Origin of the sequence: Aquabacter cavernae (genome assembly GCF_003993795.1) — a bacterium.
Lineage (GTDB): Bacteria > Pseudomonadota > Alphaproteobacteria > Rhizobiales > Xanthobacteraceae > Aquabacter > Aquabacter cavernae.
The window spans coordinates 45,648-71,984 of record NZ_RWKV01000003.1; the positions used below are offsets into that span (position 1 = coordinate 45,648).

Consider the following 26,337-nt stretch of genomic DNA (forward strand, 5'->3'; position numbering starts at 1 on the left):
CACGCTCTGCGCCGCTCATGTCCCCTTGCGGGGCGAAGACGGGAATTGCAGGGTGCGACCATGGACAGCATGATCCTCTCCCCTACCCGAACCCGCAAGCCGGAGGCGCCCGAAGCCGGCGCGCTGCTCGCCTGGTACGACCGGCACCGTCGCCGCCTGCCCTGGCGCGCGGAGCCGGGGCGCAGGGCCGATCCCTATCACGTCTTCCTCTCGGAAATCATGCTCCAGCAGACCACGGTGAAGGCCGTGGGGCCCTATTTCGCCGACTTCCTGCGCCGTTGGCCCACGGTGGCGGACCTCGCCGCCGCGCCCCTGGAGAGCGTGCTCTCCGCGTGGGCAGGGCTCGGCTATTACGCCCGCGCCCGCAATCTGCACGCCTGCGCCAAGGCCGTGGTGGCGCGCCATGGCGGGGTGTTCCCCGACGACGAGGCGGCGCTGCTCGATCTGCCGGGCATCGGCCCCTATACGGCGGCGGCCATCGCCGCCATCGCCTTCGACCGCAAGGCGAGCCCCGTGGATGGCAATATCGAGCGAGTGGTAAGTCGGCTATATTCCATCGGAACGCCCTTGCCCAAGGGCAAGGTGGAGATCAAGGCCCGCGCCGCCGCTCTGACGCCGGAGCGGCGCCCCGGCGATTTTGCGCAGGCGATGATGGATCTGGGGGCCACCATCTGCACGCCGCGCAGCCCGGCCTGCCCCATCTGCCCCTTCACCGATCCCTGCCTTGCCCGTGCGGAGGGCGAGCCCGCCCGCTATCCGGTGAAGGCGCCCAAGGCCGAGAAGCCGGTGCGACAGGGAACGGCCTTCCTCGCCGTGCGGGCGGACGGGGCCGTGCTGCTGCGCACCCGGCCGCCGAAAGGGCTGCTGGGCGGAATGACGGAGGTTCCGTCCACGCCCTGGAGCACTGAGAGCGTGCCCGCGCCCGGCCATGCGCCGCTCGCGGCCTCCTGGCGGGCCTTGCCCGGCCAGGTGGTGCACGTCTTCACCCATTTCACGCTGGAACTGGCGGTCTGGCGGACGGACCTGCCCGCCCATGCGTCCGCGCCCGAAGGCATGCGCTTCGTGCACCCGCGCGGTTTCGACGCCGAGGCGCTGCCCAGCGTCATGCGCAAGGTGCTCGCCCACGGTCACGTGGGCTGAGCGTGTTTATTCGGAGCGGATGCCCATTTCGGCCCGCAGCCGGGCGCGCAGGATATCGATGGGGTGGCGACGCCCCTCCTGCTCCACATGCCAGAAGGTCCAGCCGTTGCAGGCTTCCGCCCCCTGGGCGAGGGCGCCCATGCGGTGGATGGAGCCCACGGCGGGGGCATTGTTGTTGACGATGGCGATGGTGCCGTCGGCCCGCACCACGGCCCGCACATGGCCCTTGGCGTCGGTGAGTTCCGCGCCGGGCGTCACGAGGCCCCGCTCCACCAGGGCGGAAAAGGCGACGCGGGGCGCCTCGCGGGCGCTGGGCGGGGCGGCGAGGGCCGATTCCGGCAGGGGCTCCACCGCATCGATGCGCGCCTGGGCCGCGCGGGCATAGCCGGGATCGCGCTCAAGGCCGATGAAATGGCGGCGCAGCCGCTTGGCCACGGCGCCGGTGGTGCCGGATCCGAAGAAGGGATCGAGCACCACATCGCCCGGCCGGGAAGCGGAGAGCAGGACGCGGGCGAGCAGGGCTTCGGGCTTCTGGGTGGGATGGGTCTTGCGCCCGTCCTCGTCCTTCAGGCGTTCCTGGCCGGTGCAGAGCGGGATCAGCCAGTCCGAGCGGACCTGGACGTCCTCGTTCCCGCCCTTCATCGCCTCGTAATTGAACACATAGCCCTTGGTGCCCGGCTCACGGGCGGCCCAGATCAGGGTTTCATGGGCATTGGTGAAGCGGCGGCCCCGGAAATTGGGCATGGGGTTCGACTTGCGCCAGATCACGTCATTGAGGATCCAGAAGCCGAGATCCTGCAGCGCCGAGCCCACGCGGAAGATGTTGTGGTAGGAGCCGATCACCCAGAGCGTGGCATTGGGCTTCATCACCCGCTGCACCGCCTTCAGCCAGTCGCGGGTGAAGGCATCATAGGCGGCGAAGCTCTCGAACTGGTCCCAGGCGTCGTCCACCGCATCCACCCTGCTCTCGTCGGGTCGCTTCAGCTCCCCCTGGAGCTGGAGATTGTAGGGCGGGTCCGCGAAGACGAGATCCACGCAGGCGGGCGGCAGCGCGTTCAGCGCCGCGATGCAGTCGCCCACATGAATGCGGTCGAGTTCCACGGAGGGGAAGGAAAGTCCGGCATCGGGGCCGGAGCGGCGGGGCGCCCGGGCGGGCGCCCCCTTACGCACCACATTCATGAGACGCAACCCGTACGCAACGCTTACGACGGGAAGCAGTGTGGGGCGCATCAGGTAAAGGTGACGTTAGCGCAGCCGTGAAATCGCAGCCTGTTTTTCAAGGCGCCGGGAGGGATGTGGCTTTTCACGCAGTCCCGCGCGGCGGGATCAGGTCCGGTCGTCGCGCGGGCTGTCGATGTCGAGGCTCACCATGCCGTCGCCCAGCGCCGTGATGCCCATGACCATGGCCTTGCGATGGAGGACCTCGGTGAGCGGCGTGCCCAGCGGAAGGGCGCCGCATTCGGTCACCAGTTCGTTCACGAGGCGCACCAAAGCGGCGGTGGCCTGCTCAGGCGGCGAGTTGCGCAGCACGGTGCCGTTGACCACGTCGATCTGGTCCCCCGGCAAGGCGAAGGACAGCTTCACGCCCTGGGCCGCGAAGGTATCGCTCTGGAGCACGAGCTGGTTGGGGTCCACCTCCACCAGCACCACGCCATAGCGGCCGAACACGTCGATGAGCGATCCATCGCCGCGCACGCTCATGATGCTCTCTTCGCACACGCCGAAGCCGTAGCGCACGCCTTCCTCGGCGCAGGCCACGATGAGGCGGCCGAGCCGGCGGGACGAGAACAGGTTCTGGTCCACGATACCGCCGCCGAAGAAGCCGATGCCTTCCTGGAGCACGAGGCCGTGATGGCCGGAATCGGTGGAGACGCCGAAGCGGAACGCCTCGTGGGACGAGCCGCCCGCGATCATGAAGCGCGAGAGGGCCGAGGCGGAGCCGGACGCGCCGATGATGGCGGCGCCGTTGGCATGGGCCTTGGCGATGGCCAGCAGGATGGGGGTCTCTTCGCCGCGATAGAGCAGGCTTTCCACGAGGCGCACCTGGTTGCCGCCCGGCAGGAAGATGGTCTTCAGCGAGGAGATCTGCTCCACCAGCGCCTTGTCGAGGCTGCAATGCTCCACATTGTCGATGGTGACGCCCAGATCGATACCGGTGCGGCCATGGACGCGCAGCGCATCGATGATGGAGCGCGCCGTTTCGCGGGGCTCGGAGGAGGCGGCGGCGAGGATGCCCACGTCGCCCTGGCAGTGCGACAGCATCTCCTTCAGCATGGCGCCGCTGCCCGAGAGCGGGGACGATCCCAGCAGAAGCAGGCGCGAGTCCGGCCCGGGCTTCACCCCATAGTCGCGCTGGAGCTTGGTGGCCCGGTTGGCAAGCCGCGCCGCGCTCAGCTTCTCGCTCATGACGCTGGCGCGGTAATTCACCGCCGTCATGCGGAAGCCGTTCTCGGTGAGCGCCACGAGATTGCGGGACTGGCCGCGCACCCGTTCCAGCTCCACGGTCACCGCCATGGATGTCTTCAGCTCGACCGTGCTGGCGTGATCCACGGAATAGACGAGGGGATCGCCCAGCACGAGGCGGCCGAGCAGGTCGTACAGCGTATAGGCGCCGAACACATTGCGCTGCGAGCGGGCAGGCGCGCGATAAGCGATCTCCGCCAGCCGGACCCGCCGCTTGCCGGGGCCGGGGGTGACCTTCATGCGCACGAGATCGATCTCGTCGCCATTGTCCAGATAGGAAAAGCGGATGTCCTGGAAGGTCCGCCCGCGCTCGTCGAACTGGGCGTCCGCCATATCGAGGATGAAGGCGCCATATTCGCCGACCACGCGGCCCCGCCGCCCGTCCACGAACAAAGCGGTGTTCTCGTCGATGCCGAAGCCCTTCTGGACGCCGGTATTGGCCATGGCGACGATCAGCCGGCCGAGCCTGCCGCGCTTGATGAAATGCTGGTCCACCACGCCAAAGGGGAAGAAGTCCAACCCCTCGCTCAGCAGCATGCCGGGCTTTTCGGGGTCTTCCGTGACGCCGTTGACGATGGCGTCGAGGGACGTGCCGCCGACGATCATCACCTTGGACATCATGGCCGCGCCCGCGCTGGAGCCCGCCACCAGTCCGCCGGCCGCATTGGCCGCGCGGATGGCCGCGAGCACCGGCGTCTCCACGCCGCCGGGCGCCAGGGTGTCCACGATGGTCGCCTGGTTTCCGCCGGTGAAGTAGACGCTGCCGAGGCGCATCACCTGCTCGGCATTGGCCGGGTTGCACGCCGCCGCTGCCGCCTCCGGTCCGTAGACCGGGGACAGCTCAGCCTCGAAGCCGTAGGCCTGGAAGACCTGGACGGTCTCCACTCCCACTTCCTGAGGCTCACCGGAGGCGGTGGGAAAAACGAGAATCCGACCCCGGGCGAGACGATGCATCTCGCCATAGATATCGGCATTCCCGTCTTCCAGCCGTCCCCCGATCACGGCCAAGCGCCGCGAAGGCTCGTCGCGCAGCGAGAACCAGTCGTAGAAGGACATGTATGGTCCGCTTACTCGACCGGCGCGATCATCACGCCGCGTTCGTTGGTGACGAGCTTAAAGCCCTCCGGCACGTCGAAGGCAATCTGCAGGGAACGGGGCGTCGCCGCCTCGGTCACCGCACCGCCGTCTTCGGGCTTGAAATAGATGATCTTCTTCCAGCACGCCGTGATGGCCTCGCAGAAGATGAGCACCAGATCGTCGCGCCGCGCCATGGAGAGGGCCGTGTCCAGCGCCTCCATTTCCTCGGGGATAATCTTGATCTGGTCGTCCGAGACGCCGAACGACAGGAGCGCTTCGCGCATCAGGTCCGGAATCTCGGTGGGGCCGCGACCGCGCAGATTGTTGTCGCGGTGGCAGATATAGGTGTCGAACTTGCCCGCCACCTTCTCCGCGATGGCGACGATGTCCTCATTGCGCCGGTCGCCCGGGCAGGTGACGCAGACAATGCGGTCGCCGCGCGGCTTCAGGCGCTCCACGAGGTCCACCATGGCGCCCACGGCGGCTTCGTTGTGGCCGTAATCCAGGATCACCCGGAAGCCGTGCTCGTCGAACACGTTCATGCGGCCGGGGGACTGGAAGAAGGTGTTGTCGAAGGTGCGCAGGCCGTTGCGGATCTGGTCCAGGCTCTTGCCGAGCGCATAGGCCATGGCCGCCGCGAACATGGCGTTCTCCACATTGTGGAGCGCCTTGCCCTCGATGGTGGCGGGGATCAGGTGGCTCCAGATCAGCGGGATCTGGGTGCCGTTGTCATAGATGACGATCTGGTCGCCGTTCAGGCCCTCTTCCAGCACGATGGCCTGCTTGCCGAGGCGGATATGCTCGCGCACCAGCTCGTGATGGGGATTGCGGGTCACGTAGAAGAGGTTCTTGGCCGTGGTGTAGGAGGCCATCTTCAGCGTGTATTCGTTGTCGGCGTTGAGCACCGCGGTGCCGCGGGCGACTTCCACCACCACGCGCTTCACGCGGGCCAGCTCGTCCACCGTGTCCACGCCGCCCAGGCCCAGATGGTCCGAGGTGACGTTCAGAACCGCGCCCACGTCGCAATACATGTAGCCGAGACCCGAGCGCACGATGCCGCCGCGCGCGGTTTCCAGCACCGCCATGTCCACGGTGGGATCACGCAGCACCATCTTGGCCGAGACCGGGCCGGTCATGTCGCCCTTCACGGTCACGTTGCCGTCGATATAGACCGCGTCCGTGGAGGTCTGCCCCACCACATGGCCCGCCATCTTGAGGATGTGGGAGAGCATGCGCGAGCAGGTGGTCTTGCCGTTGGTGCCGGTGAGGGCGGCCACCGGGATGCGGCTCTGCGTTCCCGGCGGGAACAGCATGTCCATCACCGCCCCGCCCACGTCGCGCGACTTGCCCTCGGAGGGGGCGATATGCATGCGCAGGCCCGGGCCGGCATTGATCTCGCAGATGGCGCCACCCGTGTCGCGATAGGACTGGGTGATGTCGGAGGTGAGGAAGTCCACCGCGCCGAGGTCGAGGCCCACCGCCAGGATGGAGCGCTCCGCCATGGCCTTGTTGTCGGGGTGGATCACGTCGGTCACGTCCACGGCGGTGCCGCCGGTGGAGATGTTCGCGGTCTTGCGCAGATACACCACCTCGCCCTCGGGCGGGATGCTCTCGGGCGTGTAGGTCTTCTCGCCCAGCAGGCGCAGCGCCTGCTCGTCCATCTCCAGCTTGGTGAGGACGTTGTCGTGGCCCACGCCGCGGCGCGGATCCTGGTTCACGATCTCCATCAGCTGGGTGATGGTGCTGGAGCCGTCGCCCACCACATGGCCGGGCACGCGCTTGGCGGCCGCCACCAGCTTGCCGTTGACCACCAGCAGGCGATGGTCGTCGCCCACGATCATGCTCTCGACGATGACGGCGCTGCCTTCCGCATCGGCGATGGCGAAGGCGGCCTCGGCCTCTTCGTCGGACATGATGTTGACGGTGACGCCGCGGCCGTGGTTGCCGTCCAGCGGCTTGATGACCACGGGATAGCCGATGCGGCGGGCGGCGGAGACCGCCTCGTCCGCGTCATAGACCTGGCGCTGCTGCGGCACCGGAAGGCCGAGATCGCCGAGGATCTTGTTGCACACGCCCTTGTCGGAGGCGATCTCGACGGCGATGTGCGAGGTCATGGAGGTGAGCGCGGCTTCGATGCGCTTCTGGAACTTGCCCTGGCCCACCTGGATCAGGCTCTGGTCGTTGAGGCGCACCCAGGGGATGTCGCGGGCTTCGGCGGCATGCACCAGGGCCAGCGCGGACGGGCCGAGCGAGCGCTTCTGGGCGAAGCGCATGAAGCGGTCCAGCTCGTCTTCCAGGTCGTAGGGCTCGTCGTCGTCGCGGCGCGGCGCGATCAGCTCGATGAGGATGTCGCAGGCGAGATCACCGGCTTCGATGCCGATCTCGTCGGATTCATAGCCGTAGAGCACCTCCACCTCGTCCGTGTCCGGAACCGGGATGGCGCTGGCGAACGGGGTCGGCGCGCCGGCGAGGCGCTGCAGGTTGAGGGCCACATAGGCGATCAACTCGCCGAGGCCGCATTCATCGGAAGAGCCCGCCCACTCCAGCCAGGAGGAGCCGTCGGGGCGCTTCTCGCCCGCGAGCGTCGGCAGATACTTCACCAGCGTCTCGAGCAGCTCAGGTCCGTAGCTCGCAACGGATGCGGTGGATCGGCTTCTCAGATCGATGGTGAGCCGGATCAGCGGAACCTTGGCATAGGCGTTCGGGCCGACATAGGCGGCGGTCGAAATGATGTCCATCTGGTCTTCCCCAAGCGATCCGGCTGTGCCGGTCCCCGCGTCTTGAAGGCTGTTATGTGGACCTGGAGCCTTTTCGGGAAGAAAGCATCGTCCGGGAAGGAGCGCGAAACGCTATGTTGCAACGCACAAAATACACCTTCCAAATCCCCCGGCCACCTTGCCCCGTTCAGCGCCTCTGTTCGCTGCACGTCATCAAGAACCGAAGGCGGGACGTCTCACCCCCCGAAAAAAATCCCGAGCCGATTTGAGCCTAGACCCAATCCGGCACCCCAAGCAATATGTCGTCGGAAAGACGGTGACGGGGATCGCAGAGAGCCTTGTGCCGGCTGCTTTTTGCTGCATTGCGAAAGAGCGCGGGGGAAAATAAATGGCGCAATTTGAGGCACCGGGCGCGGGGCGGACTTTTCATGCCCTTCCGTCCCAGGCGGCGGGCGCGCCGCCGCGGGGAGTCACGGTTTTGCACTTCGGCCAGCCTGGAGCTCGGCCGAAAGCCTATCTCCAGGCCGGTCTTCATGCCGATGAATTTCCGGGCATGCTGGTTCTGCGCCACCTTGCCGCACATTTGGCCGAAGCGGCCGCGCGCGGCGACATTCTGGGTGAGGTGGTGGTGGTGCCGCAGGCCAATCCCATCGGCCTGACACAGCATGAGAGCGGTTTTCTCCTGGGCCGATTCGAGACGGCGAGCGGGCGAAACTTCAATCGCGACTATCCCGATCTCGCCGCCCAGGCGGCCGGCGCCCTGGACGGGCAGCTCGGGCCGGACGCGGAGGCAAACGTCGCCGTCATCCGCGCCGCCATGGGCGCGGCCCTGGAGCGGATCGATCCGCCCGACGAGCTGGCCGCCCTGCGCAAGACCTTGATGGGCCTCGCCTATGACGCGGACATCGTGCTGGACCTGCATGCGGACAATGAGGCGCTGCTGCATCTCTATCTCGGCACGCCGCTCTGGCCCGGCGCCGCGGACCTTGCGGCGGAGGTCGATGCGCGGGCGGTGTTGCTGGCCGAGGTGTCCGGTGGCAATCCGTTCGACGAAGCCTGCGGCGGGCCGTGGTGGGAGCTGGCCAAGCGCTTCCCCGACGCGGCCATCCCGCCCGCCTGCCTGTCGGCCACGGTGGAGCTGCGCTCCAATGACGATGTGGATGACGGGCTGGCGCGGGGCGATGCCGCCGCGCTCCTGCGCTTCCTGCAGCGGCGCGGCGTGGTGAAGGGCGAGGCCGGCACGCTGCCGCGCCTTCTATGCGAGGCGACGCCCCTCGATGCCATGCAGCAGATGCGGGCGCCCGTGGACGGGCTGGTCAATTACCGGGCGCGCCTGGGCGACATGGTGCATAGCGGGGAGGTGGTGGCCGAGATCATCGACCCGCTGGGCGACGTGACGCCGGTGCTCGCCACCACGGACGGGGTGTTGTTCGCCCGGCACAGCCAGAAATATGCCTGGGCCGGTAAAGTCATCGGAAAAATCGCCGGGGCGGTGCCGCTGCCGGAGCGAACGGGCCTCCTTTTAACCGAATGAGGAAGCCCCTCTCGCTTCGCGACATTTTTATGGCACGCTGATTGCTGGAGTGATCGGGTCCGGCGGATTTCCGGACAGGGTGGGCACAGGGCCGGGCGCCTGAAATGGTTCGGGGCGCGGTCAAATTACGAAACCGGAAGGACGGGGCTTTCCATGAGTTCGAATTCACTTGGGCGCGCGTTGCTGCGCTGTAAGCCGGTTTCCGCCATGATCGATGAGCATGGCGGAAAGGGGCACCTTTCACGTTCGATCGGATTGTTTCAGCTCACCATGCTGGGCGTGGGCGCGACCATCGGCACCGGTATCTTCGTCGCCCTCACGGCGGCGGTTCCGGAAGCCGGCCCCGCCGTGATCGTTTCATTCGTCATTGCCGGCATCACCGCCGGCCTGACGGCCCTGTGCTACGCCGAGATCGCCTCGACCATTCCCGTGTCGGGCTCGTCCTATTCCTATGCCTACGCCACCATGGGCGAACTGGTCGCCTATATCGTGGGCGCCTGCCTGTTGCTGGAATATGCGGTGTCCGCCTCCGCCATCGCGGTGGGCTGGGGCCAGTATCTGAACCAGCTCATGGGCAACCTCACGGGCTGGCAGATGCCCGACGCCATCAGCCAGCCTCCCGGCGCGGGCGGCTATTTTAACCTGCCGGCCATCGTGCTGGTGGCCATGTGCGCCTCGCTCCTCATCAAGGGCGCGCGCGAATCCACCACCATCAACGCCATCCTCGTTGTGGTGAAGCTGGGCGTGCTGGCCCTGTTCGTGGTGATCGCCTTCTCCGCCTTCCATGTGGAGAACCTTGAGCCCTTCACCCCCAAGGGCTGGCTCGGCGTGGGCGCCGCGGCGGGCACCATCTTCTTCTCCTATATCGGCATCGACGCGGTCTCCACCGCCGGTGAAGAGGTGAAGAACCCCCGCAAGACGCTGCCGCTCGGCATCATCCTCTCGCTGGTTCTGGTCACCCTGGCCTATGTGCTGGTGGCCTTCTCGGCGGTGGGCGCCCAGAGGTGGACCGAGTTCGCCGGCCAGGATGCGGGCCTTGCCGTCATCCTCCAGAACATCACCGGCTCCACCTGGCCTTCGGTCCTGCTCTGCATCGGCGCCATCATCTCCATCTTCTCGGTGACGCTGGTGGTGATGTACGGCCAGACCCGCATCCTGTTCGCCATGAGCCGCGACGGCCTGCTGCCGAAGATGTTCCAGAAGGTCGATCCGCAGACCATGACGCCGGTGACGAACACCTACATCGTCGCCGTCTTCATCGCTTTCCTCGCGGCGCTGATCCCGCTGGACGTGCTCGCCAACCTCACCTCCATGGGCACGCTCATCGCCTTCGGCGTGGTGTCGGCGGGCGTCATCATCCTGCGCCGCACCCGTCCGGACCTGCCGCGCGGCTACACCGTGCCGCTGTTCCCCTTCGTTCCGATCGCCAGCGTGTGCTTCTGCATCTACCTGATCACGCAGCTGCCCTGGGACACCTACGCCCTGTTCGCGGTGTGGATCGCCATCGCGCTGATGATCTATTTCGGCTACTCGTTCCGCAATTCTCTCCTCAATAAGAGCGGGAGCGCGCAATGAGCTACCTCATCGGCTATGCGCCGGACCGGGGCGGGGCGGACGCCCTCGCGGTCGGGCGCATGATGGCGCTGGCGGGCAATGTGCCCGTCACCGTCTGCGTGGTGACGCCGGAGACGTGGGGCTATCCCTCCCCGGCGGCGGTGGACGCGGAATACAAGCAGTTCCTGGGCGAATATTCCCGCAAGGCGCTTGCCAGGGCGAAGGCCTATCTCGGCGAAGCCGTGAAGGCCGACTATCTGGTGGTTGCCGCCGACAGCGCCTCCAAGGGACTGTCGCGGGTCGCCAATGAGATGAACGCCTATCTCACCATCGTGGGCTCCGCCCGCGACGGCAAGAAGATGCGCGCGGGCCTCGGCTCCACCGCGTCCGGCGTTCTGGCGGGCACCAAGTGCCCCACCCTCATGGCGCCGCTCGGCTTTGCCACCAATGCCCCGAAGACGCTGGAGCGCGTCACCTGCGCCTTCTCCGACGACCGCCAGGGCGCGGCGACGCTGTCCGTCGCCATCGACCTCGCGCGCCAGCACAATGTGCCGCTGCGCCTCGTCACCTTCGTGGTGCGCGACAACCAGATGTATCCCTCCAATGTGGGCTACGACATCGAGAACGTGGTCTCCAACACCTGGCGCAAGCAGGCGATACAGGCCCAGAAGGCGGCGCTCGAGGAGTTGCCGTCCGACATTTCGGGCACCTGCGCCATTGGCGACGGGCCCGACTGGAAGCGGGCCATCGCCTCGGTGGGCTGGCTGTGGGGCGACATCCTGGTGGCGGGAGCCCATCACGAGGCGGGCATGACCGCCTTCCTGTTCGGCTCCACCTTCACCCGCCTGCTGCGCTATGCCAGCGTGCCCATCGTGGCCGTGGACTGAGCTAGCGGGTCTCGCGATGATCCAATGAAGCGTGAGCGGCACCCGCCGCTCACGCTTTTTTGTGCGCCGGCTCAGGCCTCGAAATCGAGGCCGAGATCCAGGATGGGGGCGCTGTGGGTGAGCCACCCACAGGAGATATAGTCCACCCCCGTCGCGGCGATGGCGGGCACGCTCTGCGCCGTCACCCGGCCCGACGCCTCGGTGATCGCCCGGCCCGCCACCAGCGCCACGGCCTTGCGCAGCATGTCCGGGTTCATGTTGTCCAGGAGGATGGCATCGACGCCCGTTTCCAGCGCGTCCTTCAATTGCCCGAGCGTGTCCACCTCCACCTCGATGCGCACCATGTGGCCCACATGGGCCCGCGCGGCCAGGATGGCCTGTCGCACACCGCCCGCCACCGCCACATGATTGTCCTTGATGAGGACCGCGTCATCGAGGCCGAACCGATGGTTCGAGCCGCCGCCCGCGCGCACCGCGTATTTCTCCAGCGCCCGCAGGCCCGGCGTGGTCTTGCGGGTGCAGGTGATGCGGGCATGGCCGTGCCCCTCGGCTGCCGCTACCAGCGTCGCCGTGGCGGTGGCGATGCCGGAGAGGCGGCAGGCGAAGTTCAGCGCCACGCGCTCCGCGGACAGGATCGCCCGCGCCTCGCCTTCCACCCGCAGCACGGCCGTGCCGGGGGCGATGTGGGCGCCATCCGCCGCGAGGCGGGTGACGGCAAGGTCCGGCCCCATGAGGCGGAACGCCTGCTCGGCGATGGGGCCGCCGGCCAGCACGCCGGGCTCGCGTGCGGTCATCACCGCCTGCATGCGAATGCCCGCGGGAATGACGGCGTCGGTGGTGATGTCGCCCGCGCGGCCGAGATCCTCCAGGAGGGCAGCGCGCACGGCGGGTTCGGTCAGCAGGGCAGGCAGCGGGGAGAGGCTCATGCGACATCCTCGATCTTGGCGCCGACACGGTTGCGCGAGGTCGCGCGCGCGGCGGGAAGGGTCCGGACGCCGAGCCTTTGCGGGGGCGTGGCGTCATGGTCAATAAGCAGGGCGGCAAGGGTGAGTTCGCCATGGCGGGCGGTGCCGGTCTCGGGGAAGTCCGCCCGGAAATGCCCGCCCCGGCTTTCCTCCCGCCGGAGCGCACCGAGGGCGACGAGGGCCGCCACCAGCGCCGCATCGCACCGGGCGGCGCGCGGCAGCAGGGTGTCCAGGGCGCGAGACAGGCCCGCCTGATGGCGGACCACGCCCACATGCGCCTCCATCATGGCCCGCACATCGGCCGTGACACGGCCGGATCCGGGCATGATGGGCGTGGCGGGTGTGCGGTCGTAAGGGGCAGCGCGGTCGCGAATGTCGTCGGCGATCCAGCGGGCGAAGGCGAGCGCTTCCAGAAGCGAATTGCTGGCGAGGCGATTGGCGCCGTGCAGTCCCGTGGAGGCCACTTCCCCGCACGCATACAGCCCGTCGAGGGAGGCGCGCCCCGCGCCGTCCACTTTGATGCCGCCCATATGATAATGCGCGGCGGGCCGCACCGGCAGCAGCGCGTGGGCCGGGTCCATGCCGTAGCGCGCGCAGAGCGCATGGACCGACGGAAAGAGCCGGGCGAAGGCGGTGCCCGGCGCGCCGCGCGCGTCCAGGAACACCCGTCCGCCCGCCGCGAGGCGTTCATGGAGCGCGCGGGCCACCACGTCGCGCGGGGCGAGGTCGCCGCCGGGAATGCCGGCCATGACCGGGGCGCCGGTGCCATCCACCAGAACCGCCCCGGCGCCCCGCAGCGCCTCGGTGGCCAAAGGCAGCGGGTCCGCCTTCACATCGAGGGCGGTGGGGTGGAACTGCACGAACTCCATGTCCCGCAGCACGGCGCCTGCACGGGCCGCCAAGGCGAGGCCCGCGCCCAGCGCGCCGGAGGGATTGGTGGTCGCGGCATAGAGCCCGCCGATGCCGCCTGTGGCGAGCACCACGGCCCGCGCGGAGAGGAAGACAGGCGGCCCCGTCGGGGTCTCGCACCAGAGCCCGGTCACGCGATCCTCCCGCACCACGAGCCGGTGTGCCCGGGCGGTCAGGCGGGTGACATGGGGCGCCGCCGCTGCCCGCGCCGCCAGGGCTTCCAGCACATGCCGGCCCGTGGCGTCGCCGCCCGCATGCAGGATGCGCGCGCGCCCATGGGCCGCTTCCAGTCCGCGCGCCAGGGTGCCGTCGGCGTCGCGGTCCAGCGGGACGCCCCAGGCGAGCAATTGCGCCACCACCCGTTCCGCCGCGCCGGTCACGCGGGCGACGAGGGCGGGATCGCACAGGCCCGCACCCGCCGCCTGCGTATCCTGCGCATGGAAGGCGGGATGGTCGTCCGGCCCGAGCGCGGCGGCGATGCCGCCCTGGGCCAGGGCACTTGCGGGAATGGCGGGACGGGTCCGATCGGCGTCCGGCGCCACCAGCAGCACCGGCAGGGGCGCAAGCTCCAGCGCGGTGGCGATGCCGGCGAGGCCCGCGCCCACCACGATCACGCGATCCGTGTCGGCCGGGAGGATGTGGGCCATGTCAGCGGATCGCCAGCATGCGCTCGACGCTGGCGCGGGCACCGGGGAGGATGTCGGCGGGCACCTCCACCTGCGGGGCCATGCGCTCCAGCGCGGCGCGGATATTCTTCAGCGTGATGCGCTTCATGTGCGGGCAGAGGTTGCACGGCTTCACGAAGTCGATCTCGGGATAATGCACCGCCACGTTGTCGCCCATGGAGCATTCCGTGACGAGCGCGACGCGGGCCGGGCGCCGGTCCGCCACGAAGCGCACCATCTCGGCGGTGGAGCCCGCGAAATCCGCCGCCGCCACCACGTCCGGCGGGCATTCAGGATGGGCGATGACGGTGACATCCGCATGGATGTCGCGGATCTCGGCGATGTCCATGGGCGTGAAGCGCTCATGCACCTCGCAGCGCCCGTTCCAGGTGATGATCTCCACATCCGTCTGGGCGGCGATGTTCCGGGCGAGATATTCGTCGGGGATCATGATGACGCGGGGCACGCCCAGCGCTTCCACCACGGCCTTGGCATTACCGGAGGTGCAGCAGATGTCGGATTCCGCCTTCACCGCCGCCGAGGTGTTCACATAGGTGACCACGGGCACGCCGGGATGGCGGGCTTTCAGCGCGCGCACATCCTCCGGCCGGATGGATTCGGCCAGCGAGCACCCCGCCTCTTCGTCCGGGATCAGCACCACCTTGTGGGGATTGAGCACCTTGGCCGTCTCGGCCATGAAATGCACGCCCGCCAGCAGGATCACGTCCGCGTCCGTCTCCGCCGCCTCGCGGGCCAAAGCGAGGCTGTCGCCCACGATGTCCGCCACCGTGTGGAAGATTTCCGGTGCCTGGTAATTATGGGCCAGCAGGACGGCATTGCGCTGCCGCTTCAGCGCCAAAATGGCGGCGATGTCGTCCGCCAGCAGCTCCCATTCCATGGGCGGCACATGCCGCGCCACGCGGGCATAGAGGTCCGGGAAAGGCAGCGGCGCGCGTGCGGGCGCACCCGTTTCAGCGGGATCGCGGAGCATGGGATATCCTCCCTTTATACTCGCTATGAGTATAATTGGCGTCAAAGAAAGGCCGGTTGGGAAGCCGGCTCTATTTGGTTATGCTAAGAGTGAGTATAAGGGGGTGTCAAGCGCCTTTGCGACGCCGCGCCCGCTGGCTGTCAGAGCAGCCCTTCCACCGCGCCTACCAGCCGCTCCAGATCCTCGGGCCGCGAGAGGCGGTGGTCGCCGTCCTTCACCAGGGTGAAGACCACATCGTCCTCGGCGAGGCAGGTGACCAGCGACATGGCGTGCTGCCACGGCACGTCCGCATCCTGCGCGCCCTGGAGAATGCGCACCGGGCACCCGACGGCAAAAGGCGCGCCCAGCACGAGATGGCGGCGTCCGTCCTCTATGAGGGCGCGGGTGATGATGTAGGGCGCGTCGCTATAATCTGAGGGGCGCTCGAACCGGCCGGTGGAGAGGATCTGTTCGCGCACCTCGGGGGCGAAGCGCGCCCACATGAGGGTTTCCGTGAAGTCCGGCGCCGGGGCGATGAGGACGAGGCCCGCAAGCCGCGTCTCGCCGCGTGCCGCCAGCGCGCGGGCCAGCAGCAGCGCCATCCAGCCGCCCATGGAGGAGCCCACGAGGATTTGTGGGCCGCTGGTCTTCTCCTCGAAGACGGCGCATGCATCCTCCAGCCATTGGGAGATGGTGCCATCCTCGAACCGCCCGGCGGATTCGCCGTGGCCGGAATAGTCGAAGCGCACATAGGCCTGGCCGCGCCGCGCGGCCCAGTCGGCCAGCGTTTGCGCCTTGCCGCCCATCATGTCGGACTTGAAGCCGCCCAGCCAGAACACGCCCGGCCCCTGGCCGGGAATGGCACGCACGGCGATGGCGCGTCCGGCCACGTCGAGATGGGAGAGGGTTTCGGCTCCGGGCACGGTCATGGCTGGCTCTCTTCAGGCCGCGCGGGGCGCGAAATAACGGGTGATGACGGCGCCGTAGATGTCGGCGAGGGCGAACAGATCGGCGACCGGCGTCACCTCGTCCACCTGGTGCATGGTCTGGCCCACAAGGCCGAATTCCACCACCGGGCACAGGTCCTTGATGAAACGCGCGTCGGATGTGCCGCCCGTGGTGGAGGGCTCGGGGCGGCGTCCCGTGGCCTGCTCCACCGCGTCGCAGAGAATGTCGATGAAGGGACCGGGCGCGGTGAGGAAGCTGTCGCTGCCGCCGGTCTCGAAGGCGAGGGCGTAGTGGCCGTCCTCGCCCGCCGTGCCGAGGCGGCGGGCGATCTCCGCCTTCAGGCTCTCCAGGCTGTAGAGGTCGTTGAAGCGCACATTGAAGCGCGCCTGCGCGGTGGCCGGGATCACATTATAGGCCGACGTGCCCGCCTGGACGCCCACCACCTCCAGATTGGAGGGCTGGAAATGGGGCGTGCCCGCGTCCAGCGGCGCGGCGGTCAGGGCGTTGAGCAGCCGCAGGAGGCGCGGCACGGGATTATCCGCCAGATGCGGATAGGCCACATGGCCCTGCTTGCCAGTGACCGTGACGGTGCCGGACAGGCTGCCGCGCCGGCCGATCTTCACCATGTCGCCCAGGGCATTGGGATTGGTGGGTTCGCCCAGGATGCAATGGTCGAGGCGCTCGCCGCGCGCCTTCAGCCAGTCCACCACCTTCACCGTGCCGTCGATGGCCGGGCCTTCCTCGTCCCCGGTCACGAGGAAGGAGAGGCTCCCCGTCTCCGGCTTGCCATGGCGCAGCGCCGCCGCCAGCGCGCAGGCAAGGCCGCCCTTCATGTCCACGGCGCCCCGGCCATAAAGCAGGCCGTCCGCCACCTCTCCCGCGAACGGGCCGTGGGTCCAGTGGGCTTCATCGCCCACCGGCACGACGTCCACATGGCCCGCGAAGCACAAATTGGGTCCCTCGGTGCCGATCCGGGCATAGAGGTTCGGCACGCGCGGCCCGGCGCTGTCGAAGGGCAGGCGGTGCACCTCGTAGCCGGCTTCGGACAAGGCGCGGGCGACCACCTCCAGGGCGTCGTGCGCGTTGGGCGTCACGGAGGGCGCGCGCAGCAGCGCCTGGGTCAGGGACAGGGGATCGAGCCCTTCGGCCCATAGGGGGGCCTTGACGTCGGGGGGGGTGCTCATGGACTTAAGGTTCCGCATCGCTCTTGCGCCGTTTTAGTGGGTCGGCGTGTGGCGGCAAGGGGGGGGGGCGGCGGAGCGCTGCCATCACCTCGCCGTCTTCGGGCAAGAGAAGGCCGCCTCACGGAGGATGTCCATGTCAGGCTGGTCCGCGTCACATCTGCCCGCTCGCGCTGTCTTGCGGCTGTTCGCGATCCTCGCTTTCATCACGCTCGCCACGGCGGGCTGGGCGCAGACGGCCTCGCCCGTGGCTGGCGATCCCGTCCAGGCGGCCAGGGACCGGATCGACGCCAGCCGTTCGGCACTCAACAGCCTTGAGGGCGCGCTGACCGTGGAGGGGCTGCGCTCCTCCGATCTGGACGACCTGCGCGGTCGCCTGGAGCCGCTGCGGCGGGAGACCCAGCAGCAACTGGACCAGTTGACGCCGCGCCTCACCAGCGCCAAGGCGCGCCTGGAAGAAGTGGGCAAGCCGCCGGCGGCCGGCGCGCCGCCGGAGGACCCCGCGACCACCGCCGCCCGCGAGCAGCTCACCACCCAGCTCGCGCTCATCGATGCGGCGGTGAAGCAATATGTGGCCCTCAACAGCCGGGCCGACACCCTTTCGGACCAGATCGCCACCCGCCGCCGGACCCTGTTCGCCAACCAGATCCTGGAGCGTTCCAACAGCGTGCTGGATCCCGCGCTCTGGGCGGGGGCGGCCTCGGCCTTGTCGGTGGAGAGCCGCGCGCTCCATTTCCTCGCCCGCGACTGGGTGGGCTATGCCCGCAACCAATATGGCGGCCCGGTCCTGCTCGCGCTGGGTGCCGGGGCGGTGCTGGTGTTCGGGCTTATCCTGGCGGGCGGACGGGCCTTGCGCCTCCGCCTGCGCTGCAAGCCGCCCACGGACGACAAGCCCTTTCCCCGTTTCCGCGCCGCCCGCGAGGCGGTGAAGATCGCGGTGCTGGATGCCCTGATCTGGCCGGCGGCGGTCACCGGGGCCGTGATTTTCCTCACCGGATTCGAGCTGGTGCCCACGCGCGTGGCGGACATGCTGCGGGCGGTGGCGATCGCGGTGGTGGTCTATGCGGTCGGCCATGCCATGGCGCGGGCGCTTCTCGCCCCCACGGAGCCCTGGCGTCGGCTGCTCTCCATCTCCGACCGGGCGGCGACCATCAGCTTCCGGTATTTTCATTGGACGGTGCTGACCCTGGCCATCGCGGCCTTCCTCAACACCATGCACCGGGCCCTGTTCAGCCCCGTGGTTCTCACGGTCGCCACCAGCGCCATCATGGCGCTGCTGATCGGCGGCTTCATCGCCCGCAGCCTCATCGTGCTGGCGCGGGCGGCGGAAGACGATGACGGGGGGCAGGAACCGTCGGGGATGATGCGCATCCTCCAGCCCCTGCGCCTGTTCATCTGGATGGTGCTGGCGGCCATCGTCGTTGCGCTGGCGGCCGGTTATGTGAGCCTCGCCTCCTTCGTGACGGGGCGAATCGTGCTCGCCACCACCATGGCCGGTGCGGTCTATATCCTTAACGCGCTCATCGACGGCTTCTTCGGCTCGCTGAATGCCGACACGCCCCAGGCGCGCGTGGTGTCGAAGACCCTGGGCATCCGGCCCAACAGGCTGGAATTGATCGGCCTGCTGGTGGCGGCCCTGCTCAAGCTCTGCCTGCTGTTCACCGGCATCCTCCTGGTGGTGGGAAGCTGGAGTTCGACCACCGATCTTATCGATACCCTGGAGCGTGCCTCGTTCGGGCTGCGCATCGGCAACACCACGGTCACCCTGTGGAGCCTGCTCTATGCGGTGGTGCTGCTGCTGATCGGCGTCTTCATCGCCCGCACCTTCCAGCGCTGGATCGCCAACACCATCCTGCCGCGCACCGATATGGAGCGAAGCCTCCAGTCCTCGGTCTCCACGGTGGTGGGCTATGTGGGCACCATCATCGCCGTGGCCATCGCCATGAGCGAGGTGGGGCTGAACCTCGAAAACATCGCTTTGGTGGCCGGTGCTCTCTCGGTCGGTATCGGTTTCGGCCTCCAGTCCATCGTGTCGAACTTCGTGTCCGGCCTCATCCTTCTGGCGGAGCGGCCCATCCGGGTGGGCGACACCATCAATGTGAAGGGCGAGGAGGGCTATGTCCGCCGCATCAGCGTGCGGTCCACCGAGATCGAGACCTTCGAGCGCTCCACCGTGATCGTCCCCAATTCGGACCTGATCACCGGGATGGTGAAGAATTTCACCCATTCCAACACCACGGGGCGGGTCATCGTCACCATGAACACCACCTATGACGTGGACATGGACTTGGTGCGCGACCTGCTGGTGGCCGCCGCCTGCGATCACCCGCAAGTGATCCAGAGCCCGCCGCCCCGCGTCTTCCTCACCAAGTTCGCCGATGCCGGGCTCCAGTTCGAGCTGCGCTGCGTGGTGGCCAATGTGGACTATGCGTTGACCGTGAAGAGCGACCTGCACTTCTCCATTCTCACGCGCTTCCGCAAGGCGGGCGTCGGCCTCGCCTGCCAGCCCTGGGCCGCCCTTGCGCGGGCGCCGGCGGACCTCGTTCCCCCGCCCTACGCGCCGCCGCCGCAGGTGCCGGACGAGCCGACTCTGGACCTTCCGCCCGCGCCTTCCGGGGATGCGGCACGCGCATGACGTTAGAGCCTGATCCAATCCGGTTGAATCAACCGGATTGGTGAATCAGTCTCTAAATCATTGATAGAGAGCGATTCACGCCTCACCTCAATGCACATACGTGCATTGAGGTGAGGCGATCACGCTCTAGGGACGCTAACGCTTCCTCAACCTGACCGGCCTCTGATCGCCGCAACATGTCCAGACCCGAGGCCGCCATGCGCCGCTTTGCCCTGCTTCTTCTGCCCCTCGCGCTCGGTCTTGCCGCGTGCGGTTCCGCCCCGGTGGACACCAAGCCCACCTTCTATAACGACCTCGCCAAGTCCGGACAGCCGGTGGACCCGGCGGCGGCGGCCTCCATTCTCAATGCCTATCGCGGCACGAAGGGCCTTTCCCAGGTCTCCATCGATCCCGAGCTGAGCAAGGTGGCGCAGGAGCAGGCTAATGCCATGGCGGCCGCCGATAAGCTTTCCCACGAGGTGGGCGGGCGCACCTTCGTCATGCGCATGAAGGCGTCGGGCTTCGACCCGAAGATCGCGGTGGAGAATGTGGGCGCGGGCTATCACACGCTGGCCGAGGCGTTTTCCGGCTGGCGGGATTCCCCGCCCCACAACCAGAACATGCTGACCCCCGGCGTGACCCGCATGGGCATCGCTACCGCCTTCGCGCCGCGCTCCAAATACAAGGTCTATTGGGCGCTGGTGCTGGCCCAGCCGGATAAGTAGCCGGCGTCTTTGCGCTGCACAAAAAAGTTGGACGCGGTGCAATAGCCCGTTTAAGGTGCGTTCTGCCCAAGCCTTATGCAGGACGTCCGCCTTTGCTGGAGAGGACCGATTACGAGCGGGCGCGGGCCTGTTTCCGCTGGTCCATTCCCGCGCGCTACAACATGGCCGCGCACGCCTGCGATGACTGGGCGGCGCGCGACCCGCATCGGCCTGCGCTGTTCACGGTCACCGAGACCGGCTTGTCGCCGCTGAGCTATCTGGACATTGCGCGGGCTTCCAACCGCCTGGCGCGGGGCCTTGCCGCCCAGGGAATTGCGGCGGGCGACCGGGTGGCGATCCTGGCGCCGCAGTCCCCGCAGGTGCTCATTTCCCATCTGGCGCTCTACAAGCTCAATGCCATCGCCGTTCCGCTCGCCGCCGTGTTCGGCGTGGATGCCATCCAGTATCGCCTGGAGGATTCCGGCGCGAAGGGCCTGATCGCGGACGCGGCGGGCCTCGCCAAGGTGGGGCAGGGGCCGAACAGCCTTGTGCTGCGGATCTGTATGGACGGCGCCGCGCCGGGGGTGGAGGGGTTCGACCGCCTGATGGACGGGCAGGATGACGCGCCCATTCCCGTCACCAGCGGGCCGGACGATCCCGCCCTCATGATCTACACTTCGGGCACCACGGGCCGCCCCAAGGGCGCGCTCCATGCGCATCGCGTACTCATTCCCCATGTGACCGGCCAGACCTATACGCACGGCTTTCCCGGCGGCGCCGATGATCGCATGTGGACGCCGTCCGACTGGGCCTGGGCGGGCGGGCTGCTCAACACGGTGCTGCCGTCATTGGTCCATGGCGTGCCGGTGGTGGTGCAGCCGCCCGGCAAGTTCGATCCGGAGGCCGCCTTCGCGCTGCTGGCGCGGGCGGAGATTCGCAACGTCTTCATCCCGCCCACGGCGCTGCGGATGATGCGCGCGGTGCCGCGCCCCCGCGAGCGGTTCGGCTTTTCGCTGCGCAGCGTCGGTTCGGCGGGCGAGGCGCTGGGGGCGGAGACCTTCGCGTGGGGCCGCGAGGCGCTGGGCGTGCCGGTGAATGAATTCTACGGCCAGACGGAATGCAATTACGTGATCGGCTCCTGCGCCCAGATGGGCGTGGCGCGGGCCGGGGCGACCGGAAAGCCGATTCCCGGCCATGACGTGGCGATCCTGCGGGCGGACGGGACACGCTGCGAGCCGGGCGAGATGGGGCAGATCGCCGTGCGCGCGCCCGACCCGGTCATGTTCCTGCGCTATTGGAACCGGCCCGATGCCACGGCCGACAAGTTCCGCGGCGGCTACATGCTCACCGGCGACATGGCCCAGGCGGATGCGGACGGCTACATCTTCTTCCAGGGGCGTGACGACGACATCATCACCTCCGCGGGCTATCGCATCGGGCCGACTGAGATCGAGGATGTGATCCTGCGCCACCCGGCGGTGGCGCTCGTGGCTGTGGTGGGCGTACCGGACCCCGTGCGCACCGAAGTCGTGAAGGCGTTCCTGGTGTTGAACGAGGGGGTCGCCCCCGGCGCCGTCCTCGAAAGCGAGATCCAGACGCTCGTGCGCGAGGCGCTGGCGGGCTACGAATATCCCCGCGCCTTCGCCTATCTGGACGCGCTTCCCATGACCTCCACGGGCAAGGTCATCCGCCGCCAATTGCGGGCCATGGGCTGAGCTACAGGGGTTTCAGTCCAGTTTATTTGCCGGGTAAATATCGTCGATGGCCGCTCCCGGCTGGTTCTGTCAGGGCCGTGCGGACGCCTGCGTCGTGTCCGCGCCCTGGAAGGAGGGCATGCGGTCGATGAGCATGCGGTACGGCCCCAGGAACAGGCCGATCATGGCCAGCTTCACGCCATAGTCGAACAGCGCCCAGTTCTGCCAGGGCAGGTCGGTGCCGCCGAAGGCCAAGGCGAAGAAGATGGCCGTGTCGAGCGCCGCCGAGATGAAGCCGGAGCTGAGCGGGGGTATCCACCAGGCGCGGCGCCGCAGGCGGTTGAAGACGACGGCATCCAGCAATTGGGAAGACAGGAAGGCGACGCCCGAGGCGAGCGCGATGCGCGGGCTCGCGAAGGCGGCCGACAGCAGCACGGCGAGCGCGAAGCCGGCATAGACCACATGCTTGGTGCGGGCGAGGCCGAGGCGCCGGTTGGTGAGATCGTTCACCAGGAACGTCACCGGATAGGTGAAGGCGCCCCAGGTGAGCACATCCTCCAGGCCGAAGGGCGTGAAGGGAAACTGCACCAGGATATTGGCCGCCAGAACGGCGGCGCACATGCAGAAAACCGCGAGCGCGAACGCCCGCGGTTCCGATATCTGCAAAAGATGACGTGACGCCACGGCGTCAGGCGGCCGTGGCAGCCTCGGCATTCGCCTTGGCGATCTGGCGCTTCAGCTCACGGGCCACCTGCGACAGCTCTTCCTCGCGGGCCTTCTTAAGGAAGGCATCGAGGCCGCCGCGGTGATCCACGCTCTTCAGCGCGTTGGCGCTGATGCGAAGCTTCACCGAACGGTTCAGCGTCTCGCTCTGGAGCGTGACGTTGCACAGGTTCGGCAGGAACCGGCGCTTGGTCTTGCGGTTCGAGTGGCTCACAAGGTTGCCGCTGAGAACCGCCTTGCCGGTCAGGTCACACCGCCGGGACATGGCAGAAGTCCTTTAAATTCGTTGCTTGCGGGCGACGCCGTACGGAGCCGCAAGGCCCTTCGTCAGTCACCCGCATGTCGGGAAGCCGCTCGTATAAGCGGCGGGCTCTCGCGCGTCAAGGTGCACCTCGCACCCTCACGCATTCACGCCCCCGTCTACCACGAATCCGGACCCCGTGATCTGGCCCGCCGCCGGGCTTGCGAGGAAGGTCACCATATTGGCGATATCCTGCGGGGTGCCGTACTGCTTGATGGACATGCCGCCGAGCATGGCGTCGCGGTTCGGCCCGTCGGCGGGGTTCATGTCCGTGTCGGTGGGGCCGGGATGAACCACGTTCACCGTGATGCGGCGCGGCCCCAAATCCCGCGACAGGCCCTTGGTGAGGGCGACCATGGCGGACTTGGTCATGGAATAGATGCTGATGCCCGGCAGGGACACCCGGTCCGCGAGGCAGCTGCCCATATTGATGATGCGCCCACCGTCGGACAGCAGCGGAATGGCCGCTTGGGTGGTGAGCACCACGCCCCGGATATTGACGCCGATGAGCGCGTCGATGTCCTCAAGGCTCATGGTCTCCAGAGGGCCGCCGCGCGCAACGCCCGCATTGTTCACGAGAATGTCGAGGCCGCCCAGGTCCGCATGGGCCTGCACGACGGCGGCGCGTGCCGCGGCGGCGTCGGCGCTGTCGGCGCGGATGGCCACCGCCTTGCGGCCCAGCGCGCGGATTTCGCCCGCCACGGCCTCGGCCCGGTCGGCGGAGCGCTCATAGGTGATGGCCACATCCGCGCCTGCGGCGGCGAGCGAGCGGGCGATGGCGGCGCCGATGCCCCGGCTCGCGCCGGTGACGAGGGCTTTCTTGCCCGAGAGGTCCAGATGGGCGGCGAGCGAGGGGTTCGGCGTGGAGGTCATGATCCGCTCCTGCGGTTCAATATGTAATGATCGATACATAAATCAATTTGCGAATTCGCGGTCAAGGCTTTAATTTAGGGATCGATACAAAAATATGGACATGGAGGTGCCCCATGGCGCCCCGCGGACGGCCCCGGGCCTTTGATCGCGATGCCGCACTGGATGCGGCCATGCAGGTGTTCTGGCGCAAGGGCTACACCGCCAGCTCGCTCGCGGAGCTGTGCGCGGCCATGGAGATCAATCCGCCCAGCCTCTACGCCGCCTTCGGCAGCAAGGATGCGCTCTACGAGCAGGCGCTGGCGCGCTATGGCGCCCTGGCGGTGCCGGCCATCTGGGGCGGCGTGGATGGCGCGCCGACCGCGCGCGATGCCGTGGAGAGCGTGCTGCTCGCCTCTGCCGCCAATTTGGGCTGTTCCGGCCGTCCCCCCGGCTGCATGGTGGCGCTGTCCAGCGTGGGCGAGGAGGGAGAGGCGCGCCTGGGTGCTCTTGTGCGCGAGGCGCGGGCCGATGGCACGCATCGCCTCGAAGCCCGTCTCGCGCGCGCTGTCTCTGAAGGGGAGTTGCCGGAGGGGCTCGACCTCCCCGCCATCGCGCGCTTCTATTCCTGCGTGGTGCAGGGGCTATCGCTTCAGGCGCGCGATGGTGCAAGCCGGGCTGAACTTGACGGGATCGCGCGTTCTGCGCTGGCCGCTTGGCGTGAGCTTACAAGCTTGGAGCCTGTGCCGGTTCTGCGGGCCGAACCGTAAACCAAAATCCGTGATCGGTCGTGGTGAGTTCGAGAATATCGAAGTGAGGCAGGAATTTGGGCAGCCACCAAGAGGTTTTCTTTTGAATAAGATGCGCGTTGCGTCCATCCGACAGTTTTTTCCTGGCGGGGCCGGTTGCGATGCTGAAAAGCCCATAATTTGTCGTGATCTTTTTTAGATCATTGATGACATCGTCAATATATTCTTCTTCAATGTGCTCGAGCACATCGATGCAGCAGACGAGATCTGCGGATCTTGGCGGGCCGTATTCTGGAAATACGGGGTCGTATGGGTAGTATTCAATATTTTCTACGCCGACGTTTTTTAAGGCTTCGAGAAGCCTGCATTTCCCGGCGCCGTAATCAGATAGAGATGTCCCGTTAATTTGCTCAAGAAGTTCCTTTACCTTTTTTCCATAGCCAAGCGAAGCTGTTCCATATTGGGGTATTTTGTGAAGTTCCGTCTGAAGTTGCAGGTAAGTGTCAGATATTGTTTTGCGCATAAGAAGGTCCTTGATCTTATGTTTTATTTTAATCTCGATTATATCGAGCGTAGTTCTTGGGAGAGAGTGCAGAGATGCCCTCTCCCCGGGTGCGTGCCTCTGATGACACCAATCCGGCGCGACACATTAAACGTGCCAAGTCGGTGGAGCTAGGGTCACTCAGAGAATCTGCGATGAAACGGCGCGTGCGGGGTTTCATTTCCTTCCGTGCCCGAATGATGCGCGCACCTCATTGGGCAGGAACAGGCTGCGCGCCTCCTGCACTTCCCGCGCGATGAAGTCCGCCGCCACCTGCACGCGGGCAAGGGTGCGGGTGTCGGAATGGGTGATGAGCCAGAAGGCCCGCGTCAGGCGCACCTCGTCGGCCAGAAGCGGCACCAGGTCCGGGTCCGCGTCGGCCATGAAGCCCGGCAGCACCGCCACCCCGGCCCCCGCCTTCACCGCCATGAACTGCGCCACCACGCTGGAACTCTTCACGCGCGGCCGCAGCTCGCGCGCCACCTGGGGCGTGTAGTCCAGCTCCGGCGCATAGAGCAGTTCGTCCACATAGGAAATGAAGGTGTGGCGCAGCAAAGCGGCCCGGTTCTCGATGGGGCCGTGCGTGTCCAGATAGGCGCGCGAGGCGTAAAGGCGAAGCTGGTAGTCGGTGAGCTTGCGGGCATGCAGGCGGCCTTGCTTGGGGCGGCTCAGGGAGATGGCGATATCCGCCTCGCGCTTCGTAAGGTTGAACAGGCGCGGCATGGCGAGGAACTGGATCTCCAGCGCCGGATGCTGGGCCGCGAGCCGCCCCAGGCGCGCGGCGAGGAAGGAGGTGCCGAACCCGTCCGGCGCGCCGATGCGCACCGTGCCGGAAACGCCGAGATCCGCCCCGCCAATCTCCTGCTGGGCGGCAGAGGCGAGCGTCTCCATGGCCTCGGCGGAGGCGAACAGGCGCTCGCCATGGGCGGTCAGCACATAACCCACCGGGTTCCGGTCGAACAGCTTCGCGCCCAATGTGGCTTCCAGCGCCACGATGCGCCGGCTGACCGTGGAATGCTCAACGCCCAGCTGCCGCGCCGCCAGGGTCAGCTTGCCCGCCCGCGCCACCGCCAGGAAAAACCGCAGGTCGGACCACTCGAATTCGCCGGAGGGCATGTGAAATTCCGCACAGTGGAGGTGCACAAATTTATC

The 26,337-nt window shown here is 67.5% G+C and carries 21 protein-coding genes; 8 read left to right on the top strand and 13 right to left on the bottom strand.

What is annotated here, in order from left to right:
* Positions 1-60: 60 nt before the first annotated feature.
* Positions 61-1,140: an A/G-specific adenine glycosylase gene (mutY, locus tag EJJ38_RS02020; protein ID WP_127088450.1), complete on the top strand. Its 1,080-nt coding sequence runs from the start codon at positions 61-63 to the stop codon at positions 1,138-1,140.
* Positions 1,141-1,146: 6 nt separating this feature from the next.
* Here the strand turns inward: mutY and EJJ38_RS02025 are convergent, their stop codons facing one another.
* The 3 genes from EJJ38_RS02025 to cphA all read right to left on the bottom strand — a co-directional run bounded on the left by EJJ38_RS02025 (position 1,147) and on the right by cphA (position 7,418).
* Positions 1,147-2,319, bottom strand: a complete 1,173-nt coding sequence (locus EJJ38_RS02025) for a site-specific DNA-methyltransferase (protein ID WP_127088451.1) — start codon at positions 2,317-2,319, stop codon at positions 1,147-1,149.
* A 147-nt stretch (positions 2,320-2,466) separates the two neighbouring features.
* The gene (locus EJJ38_RS02030; RefSeq protein ID WP_127088452.1) at positions 2,467-4,659 is read right to left on the bottom strand and encodes a cyanophycinase; all 2,193 of its coding nucleotides are present in this window, start codon (positions 4,657-4,659) and stop codon (positions 2,467-2,469) included.
* Between the two features lie 11 nt (positions 4,660-4,670).
* Complete coding sequence (gene cphA / locus EJJ38_RS02035; RefSeq protein ID WP_127088453.1) at positions 4,671-7,418, bottom strand: cyanophycin synthetase; 2,748 nt, start codon at positions 7,416-7,418, stop codon at positions 4,671-4,673.
* A gap of 367 nt (positions 7,419-7,785) precedes the next feature.
* Here cphA and EJJ38_RS02040 point away from each other — a divergent pair, with 367 nt between their 5' ends.
* The 3 genes from EJJ38_RS02040 (at position 7,786) to EJJ38_RS02050 (ending at position 11,372) form a co-directional block, all read left to right on the top strand.
* Entirely contained in the window at positions 7,786-8,931 is a 1,146-nt protein-coding gene (locus EJJ38_RS02040) for a succinylglutamate desuccinylase/aspartoacylase family protein (RefSeq protein WP_127088454.1), read from the top strand.
* Positions 8,932-9,186: 255 nt separating this feature from the next.
* Positions 9,187-10,506, top strand: a complete 1,320-nt coding sequence (locus EJJ38_RS02045; protein ID WP_245454068.1) for an amino acid permease — start codon at positions 9,187-9,189, stop codon at positions 10,504-10,506.
* Positions 10,503-11,372: a universal stress protein gene (locus tag EJJ38_RS02050; protein ID WP_127088456.1), complete on the top strand. Its 870-nt coding sequence runs from the start codon at positions 10,503-10,505 to the stop codon at positions 11,370-11,372. Before EJJ38_RS02045 ends, EJJ38_RS02050 begins: the two co-directional genes overlap by 4 nt.
* Before the next feature lie 71 nt (positions 11,373-11,443).
* Here EJJ38_RS02050 and nadC read toward each other — a convergent pair whose 3' ends face one another.
* The 5 genes from nadC to dapE form a co-directional block, all read right to left on the bottom strand.
* Positions 11,444-12,298, bottom strand: coding sequence for a carboxylating nicotinate-nucleotide diphosphorylase (nadC, locus tag EJJ38_RS02055; RefSeq protein ID WP_127088457.1), 855 nt, complete (start codon positions 12,296-12,298; stop codon positions 11,444-11,446).
* On the bottom strand, positions 12,295-13,893 hold the full coding sequence (locus EJJ38_RS02060) for an L-aspartate oxidase (RefSeq protein ID WP_127088458.1): 1,599 nt from the start codon (positions 13,891-13,893) through the stop codon (positions 12,295-12,297). The genes nadC and EJJ38_RS02060 overlap by 4 nt, the downstream gene beginning before the upstream one ends.
* Position 13,894: 1 nt before the next feature.
* The gene (gene nadA, locus EJJ38_RS02065) at positions 13,895-14,902 is read right to left on the bottom strand and encodes a quinolinate synthase NadA (protein WP_127088459.1); all 1,008 of its coding nucleotides are present in this window, start codon (positions 14,900-14,902) and stop codon (positions 13,895-13,897) included.
* A gap of 140 nt (positions 14,903-15,042) precedes the next feature.
* Positions 15,043-15,810 carry an alpha/beta hydrolase gene (locus tag EJJ38_RS02070; protein ID WP_127088460.1) on the bottom strand — a complete coding sequence of 256 codons (768 nt, stop codon included), beginning with the start codon at positions 15,808-15,810 and terminating at the stop codon, positions 15,043-15,045.
* A gap of 12 nt (positions 15,811-15,822) precedes the next feature.
* Positions 15,823-17,013 carry a succinyl-diaminopimelate desuccinylase gene (gene dapE, locus EJJ38_RS02075; protein WP_127088461.1) on the bottom strand — a complete coding sequence of 397 codons (1,191 nt, stop codon included), beginning with the start codon at positions 17,011-17,013 and terminating at the stop codon, positions 15,823-15,825.
* 133 nt (positions 17,014-17,146) lie between these two features.
* Here dapE and EJJ38_RS02080 point away from each other — a divergent pair, with 133 nt between their 5' ends.
* From EJJ38_RS02080 to EJJ38_RS02090, 3 genes are all read left to right on the top strand, one after another.
* Positions 17,147-19,645 carry a DUF3772 domain-containing protein gene (locus EJJ38_RS02080; protein ID WP_127088462.1) on the top strand — a complete coding sequence of 833 codons (2,499 nt, stop codon included), beginning with the start codon at positions 17,147-17,149 and terminating at the stop codon, positions 19,643-19,645.
* Positions 19,646-19,821: 176 nt separating this feature from the next.
* Positions 19,822-20,349, top strand: a complete 528-nt coding sequence (locus EJJ38_RS02085; RefSeq protein WP_245454069.1) for a CAP domain-containing protein — start codon at positions 19,822-19,824, stop codon at positions 20,347-20,349.
* A gap of 92 nt (positions 20,350-20,441) precedes the next feature.
* A complete protein-coding gene (locus EJJ38_RS02090; RefSeq protein WP_245454070.1) occupies positions 20,442-22,043 on the top strand; it encodes an AMP-binding protein in 1,602 nt (533 codons plus the stop codon).
* A gap of 69 nt (positions 22,044-22,112) precedes the next feature.
* On the opposite strand, the gene EJJ38_RS02095 is transcribed toward EJJ38_RS02090, so the two are convergent.
* From EJJ38_RS02095 to EJJ38_RS02105, 3 genes are all read right to left on the bottom strand, one after another.
* Positions 22,113-22,643 (bottom strand): queuosine precursor transporter, encoded by a 531-nt coding sequence (locus tag EJJ38_RS02095; protein ID WP_245454071.1) that lies wholly within the window; start codon positions 22,641-22,643, stop codon positions 22,113-22,115.
* 67 nt (positions 22,644-22,710) lie between these two features.
* Positions 22,711-23,010, bottom strand: coding sequence for a 50S ribosomal protein L28 (gene rpmB / locus EJJ38_RS02100; protein WP_127088464.1), 300 nt, complete (start codon positions 23,008-23,010; stop codon positions 22,711-22,713).
* Positions 23,011-23,145: 135 nt separating this feature from the next.
* Complete coding sequence (locus tag EJJ38_RS02105) at positions 23,146-23,919, bottom strand: SDR family NAD(P)-dependent oxidoreductase (RefSeq protein ID WP_127088465.1); 774 nt, start codon at positions 23,917-23,919, stop codon at positions 23,146-23,148.
* Positions 23,920-24,032: 113 nt separating this feature from the next.
* Here EJJ38_RS02105 and EJJ38_RS02110 point away from each other — a divergent pair, with 113 nt between their 5' ends.
* Positions 24,033-24,665: a TetR/AcrR family transcriptional regulator gene (locus EJJ38_RS02110; RefSeq protein WP_127088466.1), complete on the top strand. Its 633-nt coding sequence runs from the start codon at positions 24,033-24,035 to the stop codon at positions 24,663-24,665.
* Here the strand turns inward: EJJ38_RS02110 and EJJ38_RS02115 are convergent.
* Together EJJ38_RS02115 and EJJ38_RS02120 are read right to left on the bottom strand one after the other, a co-directional pair.
* Positions 24,622-25,167, bottom strand: coding sequence for a class I SAM-dependent methyltransferase (locus EJJ38_RS02115; RefSeq protein ID WP_127088467.1), 546 nt, complete (start codon positions 25,165-25,167; stop codon positions 24,622-24,624). The two genes, EJJ38_RS02110 and EJJ38_RS02115, sit on opposite strands and share 44 nt — an antisense overlap.
* A gap of 195 nt (positions 25,168-25,362) precedes the next feature.
* The gene (locus tag EJJ38_RS02120; protein ID WP_127088468.1) at positions 25,363-26,301 is read right to left on the bottom strand and encodes a LysR family transcriptional regulator; all 939 of its coding nucleotides are present in this window, start codon (positions 26,299-26,301) and stop codon (positions 25,363-25,365) included.
* Positions 26,302-26,337: the final 36 nt, after the last annotated feature.